Source organism: Neorhizobium tomejilense (genome assembly GCF_964254135.1).
Lineage (GTDB): Bacteria > Pseudomonadota > Alphaproteobacteria > Rhizobiales > Rhizobiaceae > Neorhizobium > Neorhizobium tomejilense.
Genome location: NZ_CAXUSO020000001.1, coordinates 1,471,875 through 1,486,951, shown reverse-complemented (window position 1 = coordinate 1,486,951; position 15,077 = coordinate 1,471,875). Strand labels below are relative to the sequence as shown.

Annotated in this window: 18 protein-coding genes; 8 read left to right on the top strand and 10 right to left on the bottom strand. The window is 63.8% G+C overall.

Going from position 1 to position 15,077, the window contains the following annotated elements:
- Window positions 1-83: 83 nt before the first annotated feature.
- Entirely contained in the window at window positions 84-311 is a 228-nt protein-coding gene (locus ACSQ3G_RS07675) for a hypothetical protein (protein WP_436109581.1), read from the top strand.
- The gene (locus ACSQ3G_RS07670; RefSeq protein WP_436109580.1) at window positions 308-601 is read left to right on the top strand and encodes a type II toxin-antitoxin system RelE/ParE family toxin; all 294 of its coding nucleotides are present in this window, start codon (window positions 308-310) and stop codon (window positions 599-601) included. Before ACSQ3G_RS07675 ends, ACSQ3G_RS07670 begins: the two co-directional genes overlap by 4 nt.
- Window positions 602-608: 7 nt before the next feature.
- On the opposite strand, the gene ACSQ3G_RS07665 is transcribed toward ACSQ3G_RS07670, so the two are convergent.
- Together ACSQ3G_RS07665 and cobT are read right to left on the bottom strand one after the other, a co-directional pair.
- The gene (locus ACSQ3G_RS07665; RefSeq protein WP_436109579.1) at window positions 609-1,001 is read right to left on the bottom strand and encodes a diacylglycerol kinase; all 393 of its coding nucleotides are present in this window, start codon (window positions 999-1,001) and stop codon (window positions 609-611) included.
- Between the two features lie 6 nt (window positions 1,002-1,007).
- A complete protein-coding gene (gene cobT / locus ACSQ3G_RS07660; protein ID WP_046608866.1) occupies window positions 1,008-2,027 on the bottom strand; it encodes a nicotinate-nucleotide--dimethylbenzimidazole phosphoribosyltransferase in 1,020 nt (339 codons plus the stop codon).
- A gap of 109 nt (window positions 2,028-2,136) precedes the next feature.
- On the opposite strand from cobT, the gene ACSQ3G_RS07655 reads away from it, so the two are divergent.
- Genes ACSQ3G_RS07655 through ACSQ3G_RS07645 form a run of 3 tightly spaced genes read left to right on the top strand, consistent with a single transcriptional unit; the run spans window position 2,137 to window position 3,867 of the window.
- Window positions 2,137-2,913 (top strand): adenosylcobinamide-GDP ribazoletransferase, encoded by a 777-nt coding sequence (locus ACSQ3G_RS07655; RefSeq protein WP_436111682.1) that lies wholly within the window; start codon window positions 2,137-2,139, stop codon window positions 2,911-2,913.
- A 19-nt stretch (window positions 2,914-2,932) separates the two neighbouring features.
- Window positions 2,933-3,166 carry a DUF1289 domain-containing protein gene (locus tag ACSQ3G_RS07650; protein WP_105401294.1) on the top strand — a complete coding sequence of 78 codons (234 nt, stop codon included), beginning with the start codon at window positions 2,933-2,935 and terminating at the stop codon, window positions 3,164-3,166.
- Window positions 3,163-3,867, top strand: a complete 705-nt coding sequence (locus tag ACSQ3G_RS07645; RefSeq protein WP_436109578.1) for a TIGR02281 family clan AA aspartic protease — start codon at window positions 3,163-3,165, stop codon at window positions 3,865-3,867. Before ACSQ3G_RS07650 ends, ACSQ3G_RS07645 begins: the two co-directional genes overlap by 4 nt.
- 2 nt (window positions 3,868-3,869) lie before the next feature.
- Here ACSQ3G_RS07645 and ACSQ3G_RS07640 read toward each other — a convergent pair whose 3' ends face one another.
- The gene (locus ACSQ3G_RS07640) at window positions 3,870-4,853 is read right to left on the bottom strand and encodes an AraC family transcriptional regulator (RefSeq protein WP_436109577.1); all 984 of its coding nucleotides are present in this window, start codon (window positions 4,851-4,853) and stop codon (window positions 3,870-3,872) included.
- A gap of 100 nt (window positions 4,854-4,953) precedes the next feature.
- Here ACSQ3G_RS07640 and ACSQ3G_RS07635 point away from each other — a divergent pair, with 100 nt between their 5' ends.
- Window positions 4,954-6,177, top strand: a complete 1,224-nt coding sequence (locus ACSQ3G_RS07635; protein WP_245440539.1) for an MFS transporter — start codon at window positions 4,954-4,956, stop codon at window positions 6,175-6,177.
- Window positions 6,178-6,205: 28 nt separating this feature from the next.
- Here the strand turns inward: ACSQ3G_RS07635 and ACSQ3G_RS07630 are convergent, their stop codons facing one another.
- The 7 genes from ACSQ3G_RS07630 to ACSQ3G_RS07600 all read right to left on the bottom strand — a co-directional run bounded on the left by ACSQ3G_RS07630 (window position 6,206) and on the right by ACSQ3G_RS07600 (window position 13,862).
- The gene (locus ACSQ3G_RS07630; protein ID WP_436109576.1) at window positions 6,206-6,967 is read right to left on the bottom strand and encodes an ABC transporter permease; all 762 of its coding nucleotides are present in this window, start codon (window positions 6,965-6,967) and stop codon (window positions 6,206-6,208) included.
- Complete coding sequence (locus ACSQ3G_RS07625; RefSeq protein WP_436109575.1) at window positions 6,964-7,902, bottom strand: ABC transporter ATP-binding protein; 939 nt, start codon at window positions 7,900-7,902, stop codon at window positions 6,964-6,966. Before ACSQ3G_RS07625 ends, ACSQ3G_RS07630 begins: the two co-directional genes overlap by 4 nt.
- A gap of 101 nt (window positions 7,903-8,003) precedes the next feature.
- Window positions 8,004-8,843, bottom strand: a complete 840-nt coding sequence (locus ACSQ3G_RS07620) for a sulfite exporter TauE/SafE family protein (protein WP_436109574.1) — start codon at window positions 8,841-8,843, stop codon at window positions 8,004-8,006.
- Between the two features lie 535 nt (window positions 8,844-9,378).
- The gene (locus tag ACSQ3G_RS07615; RefSeq protein ID WP_105427658.1) at window positions 9,379-9,702 is read right to left on the bottom strand and encodes an MmcQ/YjbR family DNA-binding protein; all 324 of its coding nucleotides are present in this window, start codon (window positions 9,700-9,702) and stop codon (window positions 9,379-9,381) included.
- 9 nt (window positions 9,703-9,711) lie between these two features.
- Window positions 9,712-11,184: an extensin-like domain-containing protein gene (locus ACSQ3G_RS07610; RefSeq protein WP_436109573.1), complete on the bottom strand. Its 1,473-nt coding sequence runs from the start codon at window positions 11,182-11,184 to the stop codon at window positions 9,712-9,714.
- Between the two features lie 120 nt (window positions 11,185-11,304).
- On the bottom strand, window positions 11,305-11,883 hold the full coding sequence (locus tag ACSQ3G_RS07605; RefSeq protein ID WP_436109572.1) for an NAD(P)H-dependent oxidoreductase: 579 nt from the start codon (window positions 11,881-11,883) through the stop codon (window positions 11,305-11,307).
- A gap of 140 nt (window positions 11,884-12,023) precedes the next feature.
- Window positions 12,024-13,862 (bottom strand): methyl-accepting chemotaxis protein, encoded by a 1,839-nt coding sequence (locus ACSQ3G_RS07600; RefSeq protein ID WP_436109571.1) that lies wholly within the window; start codon window positions 13,860-13,862, stop codon window positions 12,024-12,026.
- A 211-nt stretch (window positions 13,863-14,073) separates the two neighbouring features.
- Here ACSQ3G_RS07600 and ACSQ3G_RS07595 point away from each other — a divergent pair, with 211 nt between their 5' ends.
- Window positions 14,074-14,463 (top strand): acyl-CoA thioesterase, encoded by a 390-nt coding sequence (locus ACSQ3G_RS07595; protein ID WP_046637759.1) that lies wholly within the window; start codon window positions 14,074-14,076, stop codon window positions 14,461-14,463.
- A gap of 14 nt (window positions 14,464-14,477) precedes the next feature.
- Window positions 14,478-15,068, top strand: coding sequence for a hypothetical protein (locus tag ACSQ3G_RS07590; protein WP_436109570.1), 591 nt, complete (start codon window positions 14,478-14,480; stop codon window positions 15,066-15,068).
- Window positions 15,069-15,077 lie beyond the last annotated feature (9 nt).

The window sequence follows — 15,077 nt, the reverse complement described above, 5'->3', positions numbered from 1 at the left end:
CGACCGTCGCCCGCCGCCGCAAGAGCTTAGCCTGAGGCCACCGACCTCTTTTGCACCGGCGGGTTTCGGTGCATAATGCGGCCATGACCAAACTTCTCGACCGCGCCATCGAAGCAGCCAAGGAACTCCCTGCCGAAATGCAGGATGAGATCGCCCGTGTCATGCTTAGCCTGGTGGGCAAAGACGAGCCGGTGCATCAGCTCACTCCCGAGGAGGAAGCAAGTTTCACCAAATCGCTGGGCCAGGCCGCTCGGCGTGAATTTGCGCCAACCGAGCAGGTTCAGGCCATCTGGTCGAAATACGCGCAGTGACGATCCGCTTCACCCCTGAAGCCGCCATCGAACTTGAGGATGTCCTTCGCTATCTAGCCGCTCATTCACCGGAAGGCTCCCGCAATGTGGGCGCGCGGATTCAGCAGGTTTTGAGCAATCTCTCGGAGTATTCGCTGACCGGTATGCGCACCAGCCTTGAACCGATGCGGCGGGTGGCAGTGACGCCTTACCCATATCTCATATTTTATCTGCCCGGCGATGATGAGATCATTGTGGTCGGCATACGCCACGCTGCACGCGATCCATCTTCGATGCCGGATCAACTGTAACGGGCGGTTATGCCCACAAGCTCCCGGCCACCACATAAACCACGAAAAACCCGTTGGCGCAGAGCAGGCAGAACACCGCGAAGGAGCCGAGATCCTTGGCGTGGCGGCCGACGGTGGAGATTTCCGGGGAGATGCGGTCGACCAGTTCCTCGATCGCCGTGTTCAGCGATTCGACCGCAAACAGCACCAGCATCAGGATGGCCAGGACGAAATAGTCGAGAGCGCCGGCGCCGACGATCGCAAACACCACGATGGCCGCCGCGCTGGCGACTACCTCGTGGCGAAAGGCTTCCTCCTGCCACAGGCGCACCAGCCCCTGCATCGAATAACGGAAGGCCGCGATCACCCGGCGGATGCCGGTCGCCCTTTCGATATTGCTGTCGAGCGGCGTCTTCTCCATCAGGGCTCAGTGGCTCTTGTTGCTGACGCCGGCCTGTTCGAAGGTCGCCATGCCGGAATGGCAGGCGGCGGCGGCTTTGACGATGCCGGCCGCAAGTGCCGCACCGGTGCCCTCGCCGAGCCGCATGCCGAGCGCCAGGAGCGGCGTCTTGCCGAGCTTTTCGATGGCGCGCAGATGTCCCGGTTCGCCGGAGACATGGCCGATCAGGCAGTGATCGAGCGCTGCCGGATTGGCGGCCTTGAGGATCGATGCCGCTGCCGTCACCACGTAACCGTCAAGCAGGACCGGAATCTTCTCGACCCGCGCGGCAAGGATGGCGCCGGCGATGGCGGCGATCTCGCGGCCGCCGAGGCGGCGCAGGATTTCCAGCGGGTCGCTCAGATGGTCCTTGTGGAATTCGACTGCCGCCTTCACCGCCGCGATCTTGCGCTCCATGAACTCGCCATGCGAACCGGTGCCGGGACCGACCCAGTCCTCCGCCTCGCCGCCATAAAGCGCGAGGTTGATGGCGGCGGCGATCGTCGTATTGCCGATGCCCATTTCGCCGATGCAGAGAAGGTCGGTGCCGCCGGCGATCGCTTCCATGCCGAAGGCCATGGTCGCGGCGCAGTCGCGCTCGGACAGGGCCGCCTCGCTGGTAATGTCGCCGGTCGGGTAGTCGAGCGCTAGATCGAAGATTTTCAGGCCGAGGTCATGGGTGACGCAGATCTGGTTGATCGCCGCACCGCCGGCCGCGAAATTCTCGACCATCTGCTGGGTCACCGACGACGGGAAAGGGGTCACGCCGTGGCGGGTAACGCCATGATTGCCGGCAAAGATCGCCACAAGCGGGCGGTTGACGGCCGGCGCCCGGCCCGTCCAGGCGGCCAGCCAGAAGGCGATTTCCTCGAGCCGCCCCAAGGCGCCCGGCGGCTTGGTGAGCTGCGCGTCGCGCTCGCGCGCCGCAACCAACGCCCGCGGGTCCGGCCCCGGGAGGTTCTGCAGCAGGACACGGAAATCATCGAAAGGCAGGCCGCTCACGCTCATGAAAGTCTCTCTTGTATCTCGGTCTCGCATATTTGCGGGAAAACTTGTCTTTTCCCGCAAATCGCGCTTGTGTGCGCAAACTCATAGTCGGGTCGAGACGGAGGAACAACTGCCAAACGCAACGGAATTCATCGCGGATCTCGCCCGTTCGGTCGGGTTCCTCAGCCGTGTGCCGGTCCCGGACCGGTTCTTCCGCGGCCATGACGGCACGATTTCGCGGGCGGTGCGGGCCTTTCCCGTCGCAGGGCTGATTGTCGCGGCCCTGCCCGCGGTTGTTCTCCTCCTCCTGAAGTCCGGCGATCCGCTGCTCGTCAGCCTGCTTTCGCTTGCCGCGCTGACGGTTCTGACCGGCGCGCTCCACGAGGACGGTCTTGCGGATGCGGCGGATGGTCTCGGTGGCGGGCGCGACAAGGACCACGCGCTTCTGATCATGAAAGACAGCCGCATCGGCGCTTATGGCGTCGTGGCGCTGGTGCTGTCTTTTGGCCTGCGAGCCTCGGCGCTCTCGGCACTGCTTCGGCAGGACGCCGTCACGGCGGCGCTCGCCGTGCTTGCCGTTGCAGCCGTCAGCCGCGCGGTGATGGTCGCCCATTGGCGCGCCTTGCCGTCGGCCCGGGAAAATGGCGTCGCTGCCGGCGCCGGCTTTCCGGAGGATGGCGCCCGCAATATCGCGCTGTTTTCCGGCGCCGCCATCGCTCTCGTCCTGCTCGTCCCCGTTCTCGGCCTGCCGAAGGTCCTATTGTCGCTGATCGCCGCGGCACTCGCGGGCTTTGGCTTCACCCGTTTCGTGCGCCGCAAACTCGGCGGCCATACGGGCGATACGATCGGCGCTACTCAACAATTGAGCGAGATCGCTATGCTCGCCACTCTTGCTCTTGCCGCGTGAAACCCCGATATACTGAGGCATGATTTCGCCCTGTACCCTTGTCTGCTCGATCGACCTCAAGACCGGCTATTGCTTCGGCTGCGGACGGACCCGCGACGAGATCGCCGCCTGGATGGACTATACGGATATCGAGCGCCGTGCGCTGATGGAAGCCTTGCCCGCAAGGCTTGAAACTGTCGAGCGAAAGCCAAGGCGGGAGACGCGCCGGCAGCTTTTGGCGCAGCGGAAAACCAAGGAACGCGACACGGCATGAACGCGCTCACCGGCATCCTCATCGTCCTCGGCATCGGCCTGGCGTTCCTGATCTTCAACCACGATGCCGGGCAGACCTTCGGCATCGACAACAGCGATTTCGGTCAGATCATCTACCTCCTGCCGATCGCCGGCCTGCTCGCCGCCGGGATTCTCGCCGGCCGGCGCGGCAATGCCGGCGAGGTGCTCCGCAATATCGCCCTCTGGCTGCTGATCATCCTCGCGCTGGTCACCGCCTACCTCTACCGCGCCGACGCCCGCAATATCGCCGCCCGGGTGACCGCGGGCCTGCTGCCCGGAACGGCCGTGATTTCGACGACGAGCGAAGGTCTCAACGAAGTCATCATTCACAAGACCCGGGGCAGCCATTTCCAGACCAATGTCAGCGTCCAGGGCAAGGTCCTGCCGATGCTGGTCGATACCGGCGCTAGCACCGTGGTGCTTTCCTACGACGATGCCCGCGCCATCGGCCTCAATCCGCAGAGCCTCGATTTCTCAGTGAGCGTGATGACCGCCAACGGCCGGGCGATGGCGGCGCCCGTCCGCCTCGACGAGATCTCCATCGGCCCGATCGTGCGCAAAAACGTCCGGGCGATGGTGGCGGAAGACGGACGGCTCGGCGAAAGCCTGCTCGGCATGAGCTTCCTCTCCACCCTCGGCTCCCTGCAGATGCAGACGGACGAGCTCAGGCTCCGGGACTGACGTCAGCCGAAATCCCGGATGCCGCCCCCGCCCTCGCCGCCATTCTTCCGGAAGTGGCTCGGCGGCGTGCCGATGATGCGTTTGAAGGCGCGGCTGAAGGAGGCCTCGGCATCATAGCCGAGCCGTTCCGCGACCGTCGCAACGCGTTCGCCGTCGCGCAGCCATTGCCGCGCCTGGTGCATGCGCACCCGCGCCACGTAGCGCGCCGGCGTTTCGCCGACCACGCGCAGAAACCGTTCGGCGAAACCCGACCGGGAAGCGCCCATCAGCCGGGCAAGCGAGGCAATGTTCCAGTCACGGTCGGGCTGAAGATGAATGGCGGCCAGCACCCGGCCGACCTCGGGATTGCGCACCGCGGCAATCCAGCCGGTCGTGTCGCCGCAGCCATGTTCGACCCAGGTGCGGATCAGCGTGGCGGTCAGGACGTCGGCGAGCCGTGCGAGAATACCACCGGCGCCAACGCGGTCCATATCCACCTCGCGCGCCATGGCATCGAGAAGATGCGGGATCGACGGCTCGTTCCTGGCGAGATCGCTGGTCAGCATTGTCTCGGGCATCAGTTGCAGCAGCGGATGCAGCTTGTCGATGTTGAAGCGCATCGAGGCGGTCAGCGCCACGGTGCTGCCGCAGGCATCGGCGCATTGCACGTCGAACACGCCCTGGCAGACTTCCTTGCGCCCGAACCGGTCGAAGGGCAGCGGCGCCAGGCCCGGGAGGCTTGCGATCACATGTGCATCGCCGCGCGGCAGGAGGGCCGCATCGCCAGGCCGCAGTTGCAGCCATTCGCCCGACGGCGTTTGCAGCCATGCGTTGCCAGACGAAATGAAATGGAACCGTGCCGCCTCCTGCGCCGGGAAGGAGGTCGCCCAGGGCTCAGCGAGCCGGCAGCGCCCGTATTCGACGCCGTCGAGCCTTAACCCCCGCAGCATCTCGGTGAGCGGATCGGAGACGTCTAGTGGCGTTTCTTTGGACGAACGGTCAAGCATATCGGATTTTCTAGCATGGAAAGTACAGGCTGTCACGCCTAAGTCTGGTCCATCCTCCCGGTGCGGTCTTCCGTGCCACCTCCCAAGACAGGACATGACCATGACTGACAGCACTTTCGAAGAGGACGATGTCGTGCGCGACACATCGTCCCCGAACACATCGGCCAAGGCCCGGTGGGACGCGGTCATCGCGCTCACCCTCGGCGTCTTCGGCCTCGTGACGGCAGAGTTCCTGCCGGCGAGCCTGCTCACGCCCATCTCCGCAGATCTCGGCATCAGTCCCGGCGTCGCCGGCCAGACGGTGACGGTGACCGCCGTCGTCGCAGCATTCGCCGGCCCCGCTGTCGTGATCGGCACCCGCAGCTTCAACCGCCGCTGGACGCTGTTCGGGCTGACCGCCCTTCTCATCCTCTCCTGCGCACTGGCCGCCCTTGCCAACGGACTGACCGTACTGCTCGTGTCGCGCGTCCTGCTCGGCGTCGGGCTCGGCGGCTTTTGGGCCATGGCCGGGGCGCTTGCCATGCGGCTCGTGCCGATGAACCACCTGCCGCGCGCCATGGCGATGATCTTCACCGGCGTCTCGGTGGCGACCGTGATGGCCGCACCGCTCGGCGCCTATATCGGCTCCACCCTCGGCTGGCGGGCGGCCTTCGTGCTCGCCGGCGCGGTCGGCGTGCTGGCGTTGCTGGCGCAGGCCGTTACCGTCCCTTCGCTGCCGCCTGCTGGCCATGCCGGGCTCGGCACGCTGGCGGAGGTCCTCAAGCGGCCGAAGATCCGGGTCGGCCTGATCGCGACGCTGCTCATCGTCGCCGGCCATTTCGCGGGCTTCACCTATATCCGCCCCTATCTGGAAGATGTTCCGCGGCTTGACGTCGAGATGGTCTCGCTCGTCCTGCTCGCCTATGGCATCGGCGGTTTCTTCGGCAATATCGCCGGGGGCATGATCACCGAACGCAGTTCGACGCTCGGGGTCGTCTTCGCCTCCGGCCTGATTGCCGTGTCCGCCGTGTTCCTCGTTACCCTCGGGGCCTCGACGGCGGCAGCAGCGGTTGCCATCACGCTCTGGGGTTTTGCCTTCGGCGCCCTGCCGGTCAGCATCCAGAGCTACATCACCCGGGCCGCACCCGACGAAGCGGAAAGCGCCGGCGCCCTGCTGCTGACGACCTTCCAGATCGCCATATCCAGCGGTGCCGTGCTCGGCGGCCTGCTGATCGACGCTCAGGGCCCGCTCGGCGTCATGACCTTCCTCGGCATCGCCTCCATTCTCGGAGCGTCCGTTATGGTCATGCGCGGCGGCCGCCAGGTCCAGCTCAGCCAGGGCTGAGCCCGCTTCAAACCGTTATCGGCTGCGGTCAGTTGCGCAGCCGATAACCCGTCTTGAAGATCCAGCCGAGGATCGACAGGCAGATGATCAGGAACAGGCCGATCATGCCGAGGCTGATCATCGGATTGACGTCGGCGATCTCGTAGAAACTCCAGCGGAAGCCCGAGACGAGATAGAGGACCGGATTGAAATGGCTGACCGTCTGCCAGAAGGGCGACAGCATGTTGATCGAATAGAAGCTGCCGCCGAGGAATGTCAGCGGCGGCACTACCAGCATCGGGATGATGTTGAGCTGTTCGAAATTCTTCGCCCAGATGCCGATGATGAAGCCGAACATGCTGAAGGTGATCGCCGTCAGCACCAGGAAAAGCACCATCATGAACGGATGTGCGATCCGGATTTCGACGAAGAAGGACGCGGTGGCGAGGATGATCGCGCCGATGATCAGCCCCTTGGTCGCAGCGGCACCGACATAGCCGATGATGATCTCGGTCATCGCCACGGGCGCGGAAAGAATCTCGTAGATCGTGCCGGTAAATTTCGGGAAATAGATGCCGATCGAGCCGTTGCTAATGCATTGCGTCAAAAGCGTCAGCATGATCAGGCCGGGCGTGATGAACGACCCGTAGGAAACCCCCTCGACCGTCTGGATGCGCGAACCGATCGCGGTGCCGAAGACGATGAAATAGAGCGAGGTGGTGATGACCGGCGAGATGACGCTCTGCAGCAGGGTGCGCTGCAATCGAGCCATCTCGAAGACGTAGATCGACTTGATCGCTTCGAAATTCATGCGTCTTCTCCGACTTTCTGTCCCACCAACGCCACGAAAATGTCCTCGAGCGAGCTCTGCCGCGTGGAAAGATCGCGGAAATGGATGTCTTGCGCAGCAAGCGTCGACAGCAGCGAGGCGATCGTGCCCTGCCCTTCCTCGCCCTGGTATTCGTGGACCAGCGCCGTTCCGTCGTCGGAAAGCGTTAGGTTGTAAGCGCTCAGGCTTTCAGGCAGCGCCTTCAGAGGCTCCGACAGTTCGAGCCGGAGCTGCTTGCGGCCGAGCTTCTTCATCAGCGCTGCTTTCTCTTCGATCAGCAGCAGCTTGCCGCCGTTGATGACGCCCACCCGGTCGGCGATTTCTTCCGCCTCCTCGATATAGTGGGTGGTGAGGATGATGGTGACGCCGCTTGCGCGCAGCTTCTCGACAAGCTGCCACATCTCCCGGCGCAGGTTGACGTCGACGCCGGCGGTCGGCTCGTCGAGGAACAGGATTTTCGGCTCATGGGCGAGCGCCTTGGCGATCATCACCCGCCGCTTCATGCCGCCCGAAAGCTCGCGCAGCATGCTGTCCTTCTTGCTCCACAGCGACAGTTCCTTGAGGATGCTTTCGACCAGCGCCGGATTCGGCTTTTTGCCGTAGACGCCGCGGGAAAAGTTCACCGTGTTCCAGACTGTCTCGAACATGTCGGTCGTCAGTTCCTGCGGCACCAGCCCGATCTGCGAACGCGTCTGGCGGAAGTCCCTGATGACGTCGTGGCCGCCGACCAGCACCTTGCCGGTCGAAGGATTGACGAGACCGCAGATGATCGAGATCAGCGTCGTCTTGCCGGCTCCGTTCGGGCCGAGAAGCGCGAGGATCTCACCCTCCTCGATCTCCAGGTCGACGCCTTTCAGCGCCTGGAACCCGTTCTCGTAGGTCTTGGTGAGTTTATCTATGGAAACAACGGAGGCCATGCGGGACGGTCTTCTCAAGGAATCGATTTGCGGGATGCGCCGCGAATATAGGCACGCAAACCTTCGAAACCATCCCTTGTGGAAGAATATTGCTGACGGTTTCAGAGGATAATCGACAGGAAGAACTGTGCCGAGATGACGATCAGGAAGATGCCGAAGCCGATTTCGAGCTGCCGCTTCGACATCACATGCGCAAGCCGCACACCGATCGGCGCCATGTAGAGCGTCACCGGGATCAGCAGCGCCACGGCCAGCCAGTTGATATAGCCGGTCGAAAACGGCGGCAGGCCGGGCTTCCCCCAGCCGCCCCAGAGATAACCGGCGAGCCCCGGCAGCGAAATCAGCACGCCGACGCCCGAGGAGGTCGCCACTCCCTGATGGATCGAACGGCCGTAGAGGGTCATGAACGTGTTGTTGAGGATGCCGCCGCCGATGCCCATCAGGCCGGACAGGATGCCGATGCCGGTGCCGACCAGGAATTTGAGGGGATTGCCCGGCAGATCGTCGCCAAGCTTCCAGCTGGCGCGATTGAAGATCATCCGGAAGGCGAGCACCAGGGCAATGACCGCGAAGATCAGCTGCAATTCCGCGCTGGTCGCCTTGGCGGCGATGACGGTCGCAACCAGCGTGCCGAGGGGCACCGCGACGATCCAGCCCTTGAGCAGATCGGTATCGACCGCGCCGCGCTGCCGGTGCGCCATATAGGAGCGGATCGAGGTGGGCACGATGATCGCCAGCGACGTGCCGAGCGCCAGCTGCATGCGCACGTCTTCCGGAACGCCGAGCAGCCCGAAAACATGAAAGAAGATCGGCACCAGGATCGCACCGCCGCCGATTCCGAACATGCCGGCGAGAATTCCAGCGACCGCGCCGCCGGCCAGAAGCGCCAGGATGAAGGGAAAAAGCGCTGCGATCGACAAATTCGGTCTCCGGTCCGACATCGGTCGGAAGGACATCGGGTCGGAAGAAGGAGACACATCCACTGCCGCTGTCATTTTCCCGTGACGTTCTTACAGCATTGTCCCCACCAGGCAAGCAACGGTCCCGCCTTTTACGCCGCACGTAACCTCTCGCGCGACCGTCATGACCAGAGCGTTTCAGTCCTTTTCATTTCCGCTTGCCGCATGTGTACTGTTTTCAAGTATAAGTTCTTGCGTAACCGGAAGCACGGCTCCTCCCCGCGAGCCCCACCTCCACCCTCGCCGGCTCCCTGAGCCGGCTTTCTTTTTTGAAGGGTGGTTCAAGCCGACCCGGTTCAGGTGCTTGAGTGAGACCCGGCGCACTATGGGCTTGGTCAGCGCGCCGGGTCCCGTTGCCGCAGTAGGGGTAAGGCCGCGGGGGGCGGACTGCGGCGTCGTCACTCTTGCGTCGCCGCCGCTTATGGTTCCAGTTTCGTTGCCGGATATGGTTTATGGTCGATTAATGTCCACAGGTTAACCGCTGCCCCTTGTCTCGGGTGTATCGGGCCGGGGCAGTTCAGGCGCGGCGTTTGCCGGGAAGCGCATGCCGCCACGCCGTTTCCAGCGCATCGCGGAGATCCGGCTCTTCGAATTCCGAGAGAATCGCCGTCGTCCATCCCTGACGGCCCCAGGCGTTCTGGACCGGCGAAAAGGCGTTTGGCAGCATCTCGCATTTGATCTGCTGCTCGTCCGGCGTGAACTTGAAATTCGCGGTCAGGCCATCGGCCGCCAGCGTCACGTAGATGCGCCGGACCTTGAACGCCGCCCTGTCGAAATGCGGCGCTTCGGAGGTCCCTTCCAGGGAGAGGGCCAGATTGCGGAGCATGTCGGCATCGGCCATCGTCGAACCTCAGTTGCAGTAGCGCTTGCCGCTCCTGCGGGAGCGCAGGTCGAAGTGGAAATGGTTCCAGTGTTCCGCATTGCTGCCGGGACCCAGCACCGTGTTGAAATATTTGCAGCTGTCGTTGCGCACCGCCTTCAGGAGACCGCCTTCGCGCATCGAGAACAGGCCCTTCTTGCGCACGTCGATCTCATGGCCGTCCTTCAGCACGATCTGGCCGATGTCGATGGCATTGCCCTTGGCATGCTCGGACATCGGGTTGTTGCGCTGATTGCTGTTGTTCATCCGGCGGCAGGAATAACCGCCCATCGGCACGATCTTCTGGATGCCGGTGAGATAGCGGTAACGGGCGGAAGGGGCGAGCTCGTTCCTGACCCATTTGGCAAAGGCGAGCGTCGTCTGGCAGTTCAGCGTGACCGCCGGCTTGACGTCGATATTGCCGGACAGGCCGGAGAGCTTTACCGGATAAGGCACCCTGCAGCTCGGGCCTGCGTCGATGGGCGGCCGGTCGTCGAATTCGACGCCGAGGCGCTTCAGTTCCGCGCGGCAGCTCACCTCCGACCGCGGCATCACATCGCGCTGCCAGGGCATGTCGCGTTGGCTCATCGGGCCGCTGTCGTTCATCGGATTGTTGGGCCGCAGCATCGCCACCTGCTGGTTGCCGGCAGGCGCCCTGCTTGGCGGAATGACGCGCGACCCATCGCTCCACGTCATCTCGTTGTTCGTCAGGTCGCCCTGCAGGCCGGCGCCCTGGCGTTTCGGCGGCACGAGCACGCGGTCGTCGTTCATGGACTGGGGCATCTGCTGCGAGATCGGCTGGCGGCGTGGCTGCAGAGCACGCGGATTGTCGGTGCCGATGCCGTCGACGACGGGCTGGTCGCCCACACCTTCGGCGATATCGGAATCCTCCTCCTCGGCAAGTCCCGTCACGTCGCTCTCGTCGGGGCCGAAACCGAGTTCGGCGTCGATGTTGACGCCCCCTTCCGGAATGGTCATCGGTCCGGCATTCCGGGTCGTGTTGCGGCCTCCGACGGATGCCTGCTGCTGCATCGCCTCGTCGCTGTCGATCATCGGCAGGCGGCCCTGGCGGGCGCCGGATGGCTGCTGCGACACGGGTGCGTTCAAGGGCGCATTCTGGGGCGCATTCTGGGGCACGGACTGCACCTGAGCCGGTGCCCGAAGGTAATGGCTGCCGTCATTGGCGCTGGAACCAGGATAGGCCGAATTGGGATAACCGGTGCCGGCGAGGTTTGGCGTGTTCGCGTAGTCGACACCGCCTGCCTGCGAAACCGGCGCGGGGCTCGTCGGATAGGCCTGCTGGGAAACCCGTTCGCCCGGGATGTCGCGCATCGGCTGGATCGCCCCGACCCGGCCATTATCGATCGGCGCGGGCGGAACGAGATCCCCGGCGGAACAGGCAGCCAGCATTGTCGGGATGATCAGCGAGCCGATCACCCGCCGAGAAAGGGGAGCATACGCCATACCAGTTGCCACTCTTCCGGTGCCGAAATGACACACGCATGGAGTTTAGGCAAAGTCGGTAAATGAACCTTTGAGAAATCAAGGCCCTTTCGTGACCTTTCGATGCAATTTGCGATCGTTTCAGGACGCACGCCTTCCCGTGGCCGCCATTCTGGCGACCCATTTCGCGCCATCGAAATTCCCGGCATTGACCTTGCCCACCAAAGTCGAGCGTACCGGGCGGATGCCGGCGAAATGCAGGATGCCTATTTTCAGCGCCTTCAGGCTGTGGCAGCCGTAGACGACCCTGTAATACCAGGCGGGCATGCCCATGGTGATCACCACCCGCGCCGACTTGCCGCTCAGAAGGCCGCTGTCGAACGGCCCCCGGGACGTATCGTAGGCAAAGCCCGGCCGCGCCACCTGTTCCAGGAACGCCTTGACCAGCGCCGGCATGCAGCCGAGCCAGAGCGGATAGACGAAAACGAGATGATCCGCCCGTCTGATCTTCACCTGCGCGTCGTGGATCGGCGGGCAGAGCGTCCCGTGTTGCTGTTCCTTCTGCGAGGTCAGGAACGGCACGCCGATGCGGGCGAGTTCGATGCGTTCGACCGTATGCCCGCCGGCCTCGGCTCCCTTGGCATAGGCGTCGGCCAGCGCATGACAGAGATGCGGCTCAGAGGCGTCCGGGTGTCCCTGGATGATCACGATCCTCGTCATCATATTCTCCGTTGAAGGTGCCCCAGCGTTAGGGACAACGGAGGCCCGCATATTTGACCCAGGTCAATGCGGCCGGCATCAAAAGGCCGCCGGGCTTGTCGCGCCGGCGGCCTCTGTTTCTTAGCAGTGATCAGTGCGGATCAGGCGGCGCGGGCGCGCGACACATGACCGGAGGTCGCCCCACGGCCGCCGTCAGCGAGCCTGAAGGCCGAAAGAAGGCCCTGCAGGTGCAGGCTCTGCTCGGCAAGCGTCTGGCTCGCCGCGGTGGTTTCCTCCACCATCGCCGCGTTCTGCTGGGTCATCTGGTCCATGTGGTTGACGGAGGAATTGATCTCCTGAAGCCCAGTCGCCTGTTCGCGGGCGGCCGTCGCAATCGTGTCCACATGGGCGTTGACCCGCTCGACCAGGGTGGCGATCTCGACCAGCGCATCACCGGTGGAGCGCACCAGCGCCACGCCGCCTTCCACCTCGCGGGCGGAATTGCTGATCAGCGTCTTGATCTCCTTGGCCGCATTGGCGGAGCGCTGCGCCAGTTCGCGCACTTCCTGCGCCACGACCGCAAAACCGCGTCCCGCCTCGCCTGCCCGCGCCGCCTCGACGCCGGCATTCAACGCAAGCAGGTTGGTCTGGAAGGCGATCTCGTCGATCACCGAGATGATCTGGTTGATGCGGTTGGAGCTCTCCTCGATCCGGCCCATGGCGTCGATCGCATTGCGGACGATCTCGCCCGAACGGCCGGCGCTGTCCTTGGTCTCGCTGACCATGGTGCGGGCCTCGACCGCCCGTTCCGACGCGGTGCGGACGGTTGCGGTGATCTCGTCGAGCGCTGCTGCGGTCTCTTCGAGTGCCGCCGCCTGCTGTTCGGTGCGCTTGGACAGGTGGCCCGTCGCTCCGGAAATGTCCGAAGCGCTGTCGCGTACGACAAGGCTCGTCTCGGAAATCGCCGCGATCGCCTGATGCAGCGAACTGACCGCGGCGTTGAAGTCGTGGCGGAGTTTTGCATAGTCCTCGCCGATATCCGAGAGCGCCACGGAAAGATCGCCCCCGGCCAGCGCCTCGAGCGCCCGGCCGAGCTCGCTGATCGCGCGTCCCTGGCGTTCGGCGGCGGCCGTCATCGTGCGCTCGTTGTCGGAGCGCTCGCTGGCGATCATGCGGGCCTGTTCGGCCTCGCGCGCCTGCAATTGGGCACGGTCGTCGACCGAATCGCGCAGCACGGAGAGTGCCCGGGCCATTTCGCCGATCTCGTTGTTCTGTTCGGTGCAAGGCACGGTGACACGCGCCTCGCCCGATGCGATCGACTGCAGAGCCTGCTTGATCTTGCCGATTGGGCCGGTAACCGTCTTGACCACGAAGGTGGCGCCGGCAATCAGCACCAGCGCGCCGATGCCGAACATCGAGGCGAAGTTGATCGCATCGCGCCGGAACATGGCGTGCAGGTCGTCCACATAGACGCCGGTGCCGACGATCCAGCCCCAGGGGGCGAAACCGGCGACGTGCGAATATTTCTCGACCGGCTGCTCGGCGCCGGGCTTCGGCCAGTAGTAATCGACGAAGCCCTTGCCGGTCGAGTTTGCCTTGACGGCGTTGACGAACTCGACGAACAGGAACTTGCCGTTCGGATCCTTGTCGTTCGACAGGTCCTTGCCGTTCAGCTCAGCCTTGATCGGATGCATGATCATCCGCGGATGCATGTCGTTGATCCAGAAATAGCCGCTGCCTTCGCCGTAACGCATCACCGAGATGACGGCCTTGGCCTCGCTCTGGGCCTGCTCGCGGGTCATGGCACCCGAAGCCTCGAGAGCCTGGTATTTCTTGAGTACCGTCAGCGCCACATCGTTCATCTGGGCAAGGCCCGCCTTCCGTTCCCGTTCCGACGAAGCGTAGCTCTGGAACAGGCTGAAGGTCATGGCGCCGCCAAGAATGACGAGCGACAGGAGCACGAGACTATAAAGGCGCCAGGAAATGGCGAGACGTTGCATGGGACCCCCCTTATGTGCAATTCGCCTTAAATTCTAACGGTCGTTGGTTACCAGGTGGTGAAGCCCTCGCAAATCGCGGCGCACGCGCATTAGTTCAGCCTAAATTATTGATGTTGAAGCGCTTTTTATCGGAGTTTCCTTCCTCCTCGCCTCCGGTTAGTCTCGCGGCGGGAGGAGTCGCCCAGCAAACCGCTTCGAAAGAGAGATGACGATGACCGAAAAAGCCAAGCCGACCGGCGAACTGACGCTCCGCACCCTGGCAATGCCGGCGGATGCCAACGCGGCCGGCGATATTTTCGGCGGCTGGGTGATGGCGCAGATGGACTTGGCGAGCGGCATCCGCGCCGCCGAGCGCGCCCGCGGCCGCGTGGTCACCGCGGCGGTCAAGGAAATGGCGTTCGAACTCCCGGTCAAGATCGGCGACACGCTGAACATCTACACGGAAATCACCCGCGTCGGCCGCTCGTCGATCACCCTTATGGTGGAAGCCTGGGCGCAGCGGGCGCGCCACCGGATGATCGAGAAAGTCACCGCAGGGACCTTCATCATGGTCGCTCTCGACGAGGAGGGCCGCCCGGTTCCGGTGCCGGCCGAGGAATAAAGCGAGGAACAGCGATGGACGCCGCCGTAACCGCCGCCGAAACCTTCACGCATATCCGCGTGGTCATGGGCATGGTGGTGAGCCTCAGCCTGGCGCGGCTGCTGAACGGCCTCGCCGGCATCGTCCAGCATCCGCGCGCCGCCCGCATCTACCCCGTCCATCTCGGCTGGGTGGCGTTCCTGTTCCTGTTTCTGGTGCATTTCTGGTGGTGGGAATACCGGCTGCACGCCCTGCCGGTCATCGGATTTGCGGCCTATCTCTTCCTGATCGCCTTTTGCGCGCTGTTCTTCTTCCTCTGCGCCCTGCTCTTTCCGACCTCGATGCAGGATTACGACAGCTACGAACATTATTTCCTGTCGCGGCGGACCTGGTTCTTCGGTTTCCTGGCGGCAATGCTCGTCACCGACATCATCGATACGGCGCTGAAGGGATGGGATTATTTCCTGTCGCTTGGCTACGAATATCCAGCCCGCACCGTGGTCTATATCGTGCTCGGCATCATCGCCGCGATCACCACCGACCGGCGCTACCACGCGGCATTCGTCATCTTCGCGCTCGCCTACCAGTTCTATTGGATCTTTCGCGTCTACGACATCCTGACATAGCGCAACCCC

What these genes read in the sequence shown, in the direction of transcription:
- ACSQ3G_RS07675 (WP_436109581.1), top strand. Translation starts at nt 84, where the DNA reads ATGACCAAACTTCTCGACCGCGCCATCGAAGCAGCCAAGGAACTCCCT.
- ACSQ3G_RS07665 (WP_436109579.1), bottom strand. Translation starts at nt 1,001, where the DNA reads ATGGAGAAGACGCCGCTCGACAGCAATATCGAAAGGGCGACCGGCATC.
- cobT (WP_046608866.1), bottom strand. Translation starts at nt 2,027, where the DNA reads ATGAGCGTGAGCGGCCTGCCTTTCGATGATTTCCGTGTCCTGCTGCAG.
- ACSQ3G_RS07650 (WP_105401294.1), top strand. Translation starts at nt 2,933, where the DNA reads ATGATTTCGCCCTGTACCCTTGTCTGCTCGATCGACCTCAAGACCGGC.
- ACSQ3G_RS07645 (WP_436109578.1), top strand. Translation starts at nt 3,163, where the DNA reads ATGAACGCGCTCACCGGCATCCTCATCGTCCTCGGCATCGGCCTGGCG.
- ACSQ3G_RS07640 (WP_436109577.1), bottom strand. Translation starts at nt 4,853, where the DNA reads ATGCTTGACCGTTCGTCCAAAGAAACGCCACTAGACGTCTCCGATCCG.
- ACSQ3G_RS07635 (WP_245440539.1), top strand. Translation starts at nt 4,954, where the DNA reads ATGACTGACAGCACTTTCGAAGAGGACGATGTCGTGCGCGACACATCG.
- ACSQ3G_RS07630 (WP_436109576.1), bottom strand. Translation starts at nt 6,967, where the DNA reads ATGAATTTCGAAGCGATCAAGTCGATCTACGTCTTCGAGATGGCTCGA.
- ACSQ3G_RS07625 (WP_436109575.1), bottom strand. Translation starts at nt 7,902, where the DNA reads ATGGCCTCCGTTGTTTCCATAGATAAACTCACCAAGACCTACGAGAAC.
- ACSQ3G_RS07620 (WP_436109574.1), bottom strand. Translation starts at nt 8,843, where the DNA reads ATGTCGGACCGGAGACCGAATTTGTCGATCGCAGCGCTTTTTCCCTTC.
- ACSQ3G_RS07615 (WP_105427658.1), bottom strand. Translation starts at nt 9,702, where the DNA reads ATGGCCGATGCCGACATGCTCCGCAATCTGGCCCTCTCCCTGGAAGGG.
- ACSQ3G_RS07610 (WP_436109573.1), bottom strand. Translation starts at nt 11,184, where the DNA reads ATGGCGTATGCTCCCCTTTCTCGGCGGGTGATCGGCTCGCTGATCATC.
- ACSQ3G_RS07605 (WP_436109572.1), bottom strand. Translation starts at nt 11,883, where the DNA reads ATGACGAGGATCGTGATCATCCAGGGACACCCGGACGCCTCTGAGCCG.
- ACSQ3G_RS07600 (WP_436109571.1), bottom strand. Translation starts at nt 13,862, where the DNA reads ATGCAACGTCTCGCCATTTCCTGGCGCCTTTATAGTCTCGTGCTCCTG.
- ACSQ3G_RS07595 (WP_046637759.1), top strand. Translation starts at nt 14,074, where the DNA reads ATGACCGAAAAAGCCAAGCCGACCGGCGAACTGACGCTCCGCACCCTG.
- ACSQ3G_RS07590 (WP_436109570.1), top strand. Translation starts at nt 14,478, where the DNA reads ATGGACGCCGCCGTAACCGCCGCCGAAACCTTCACGCATATCCGCGTG.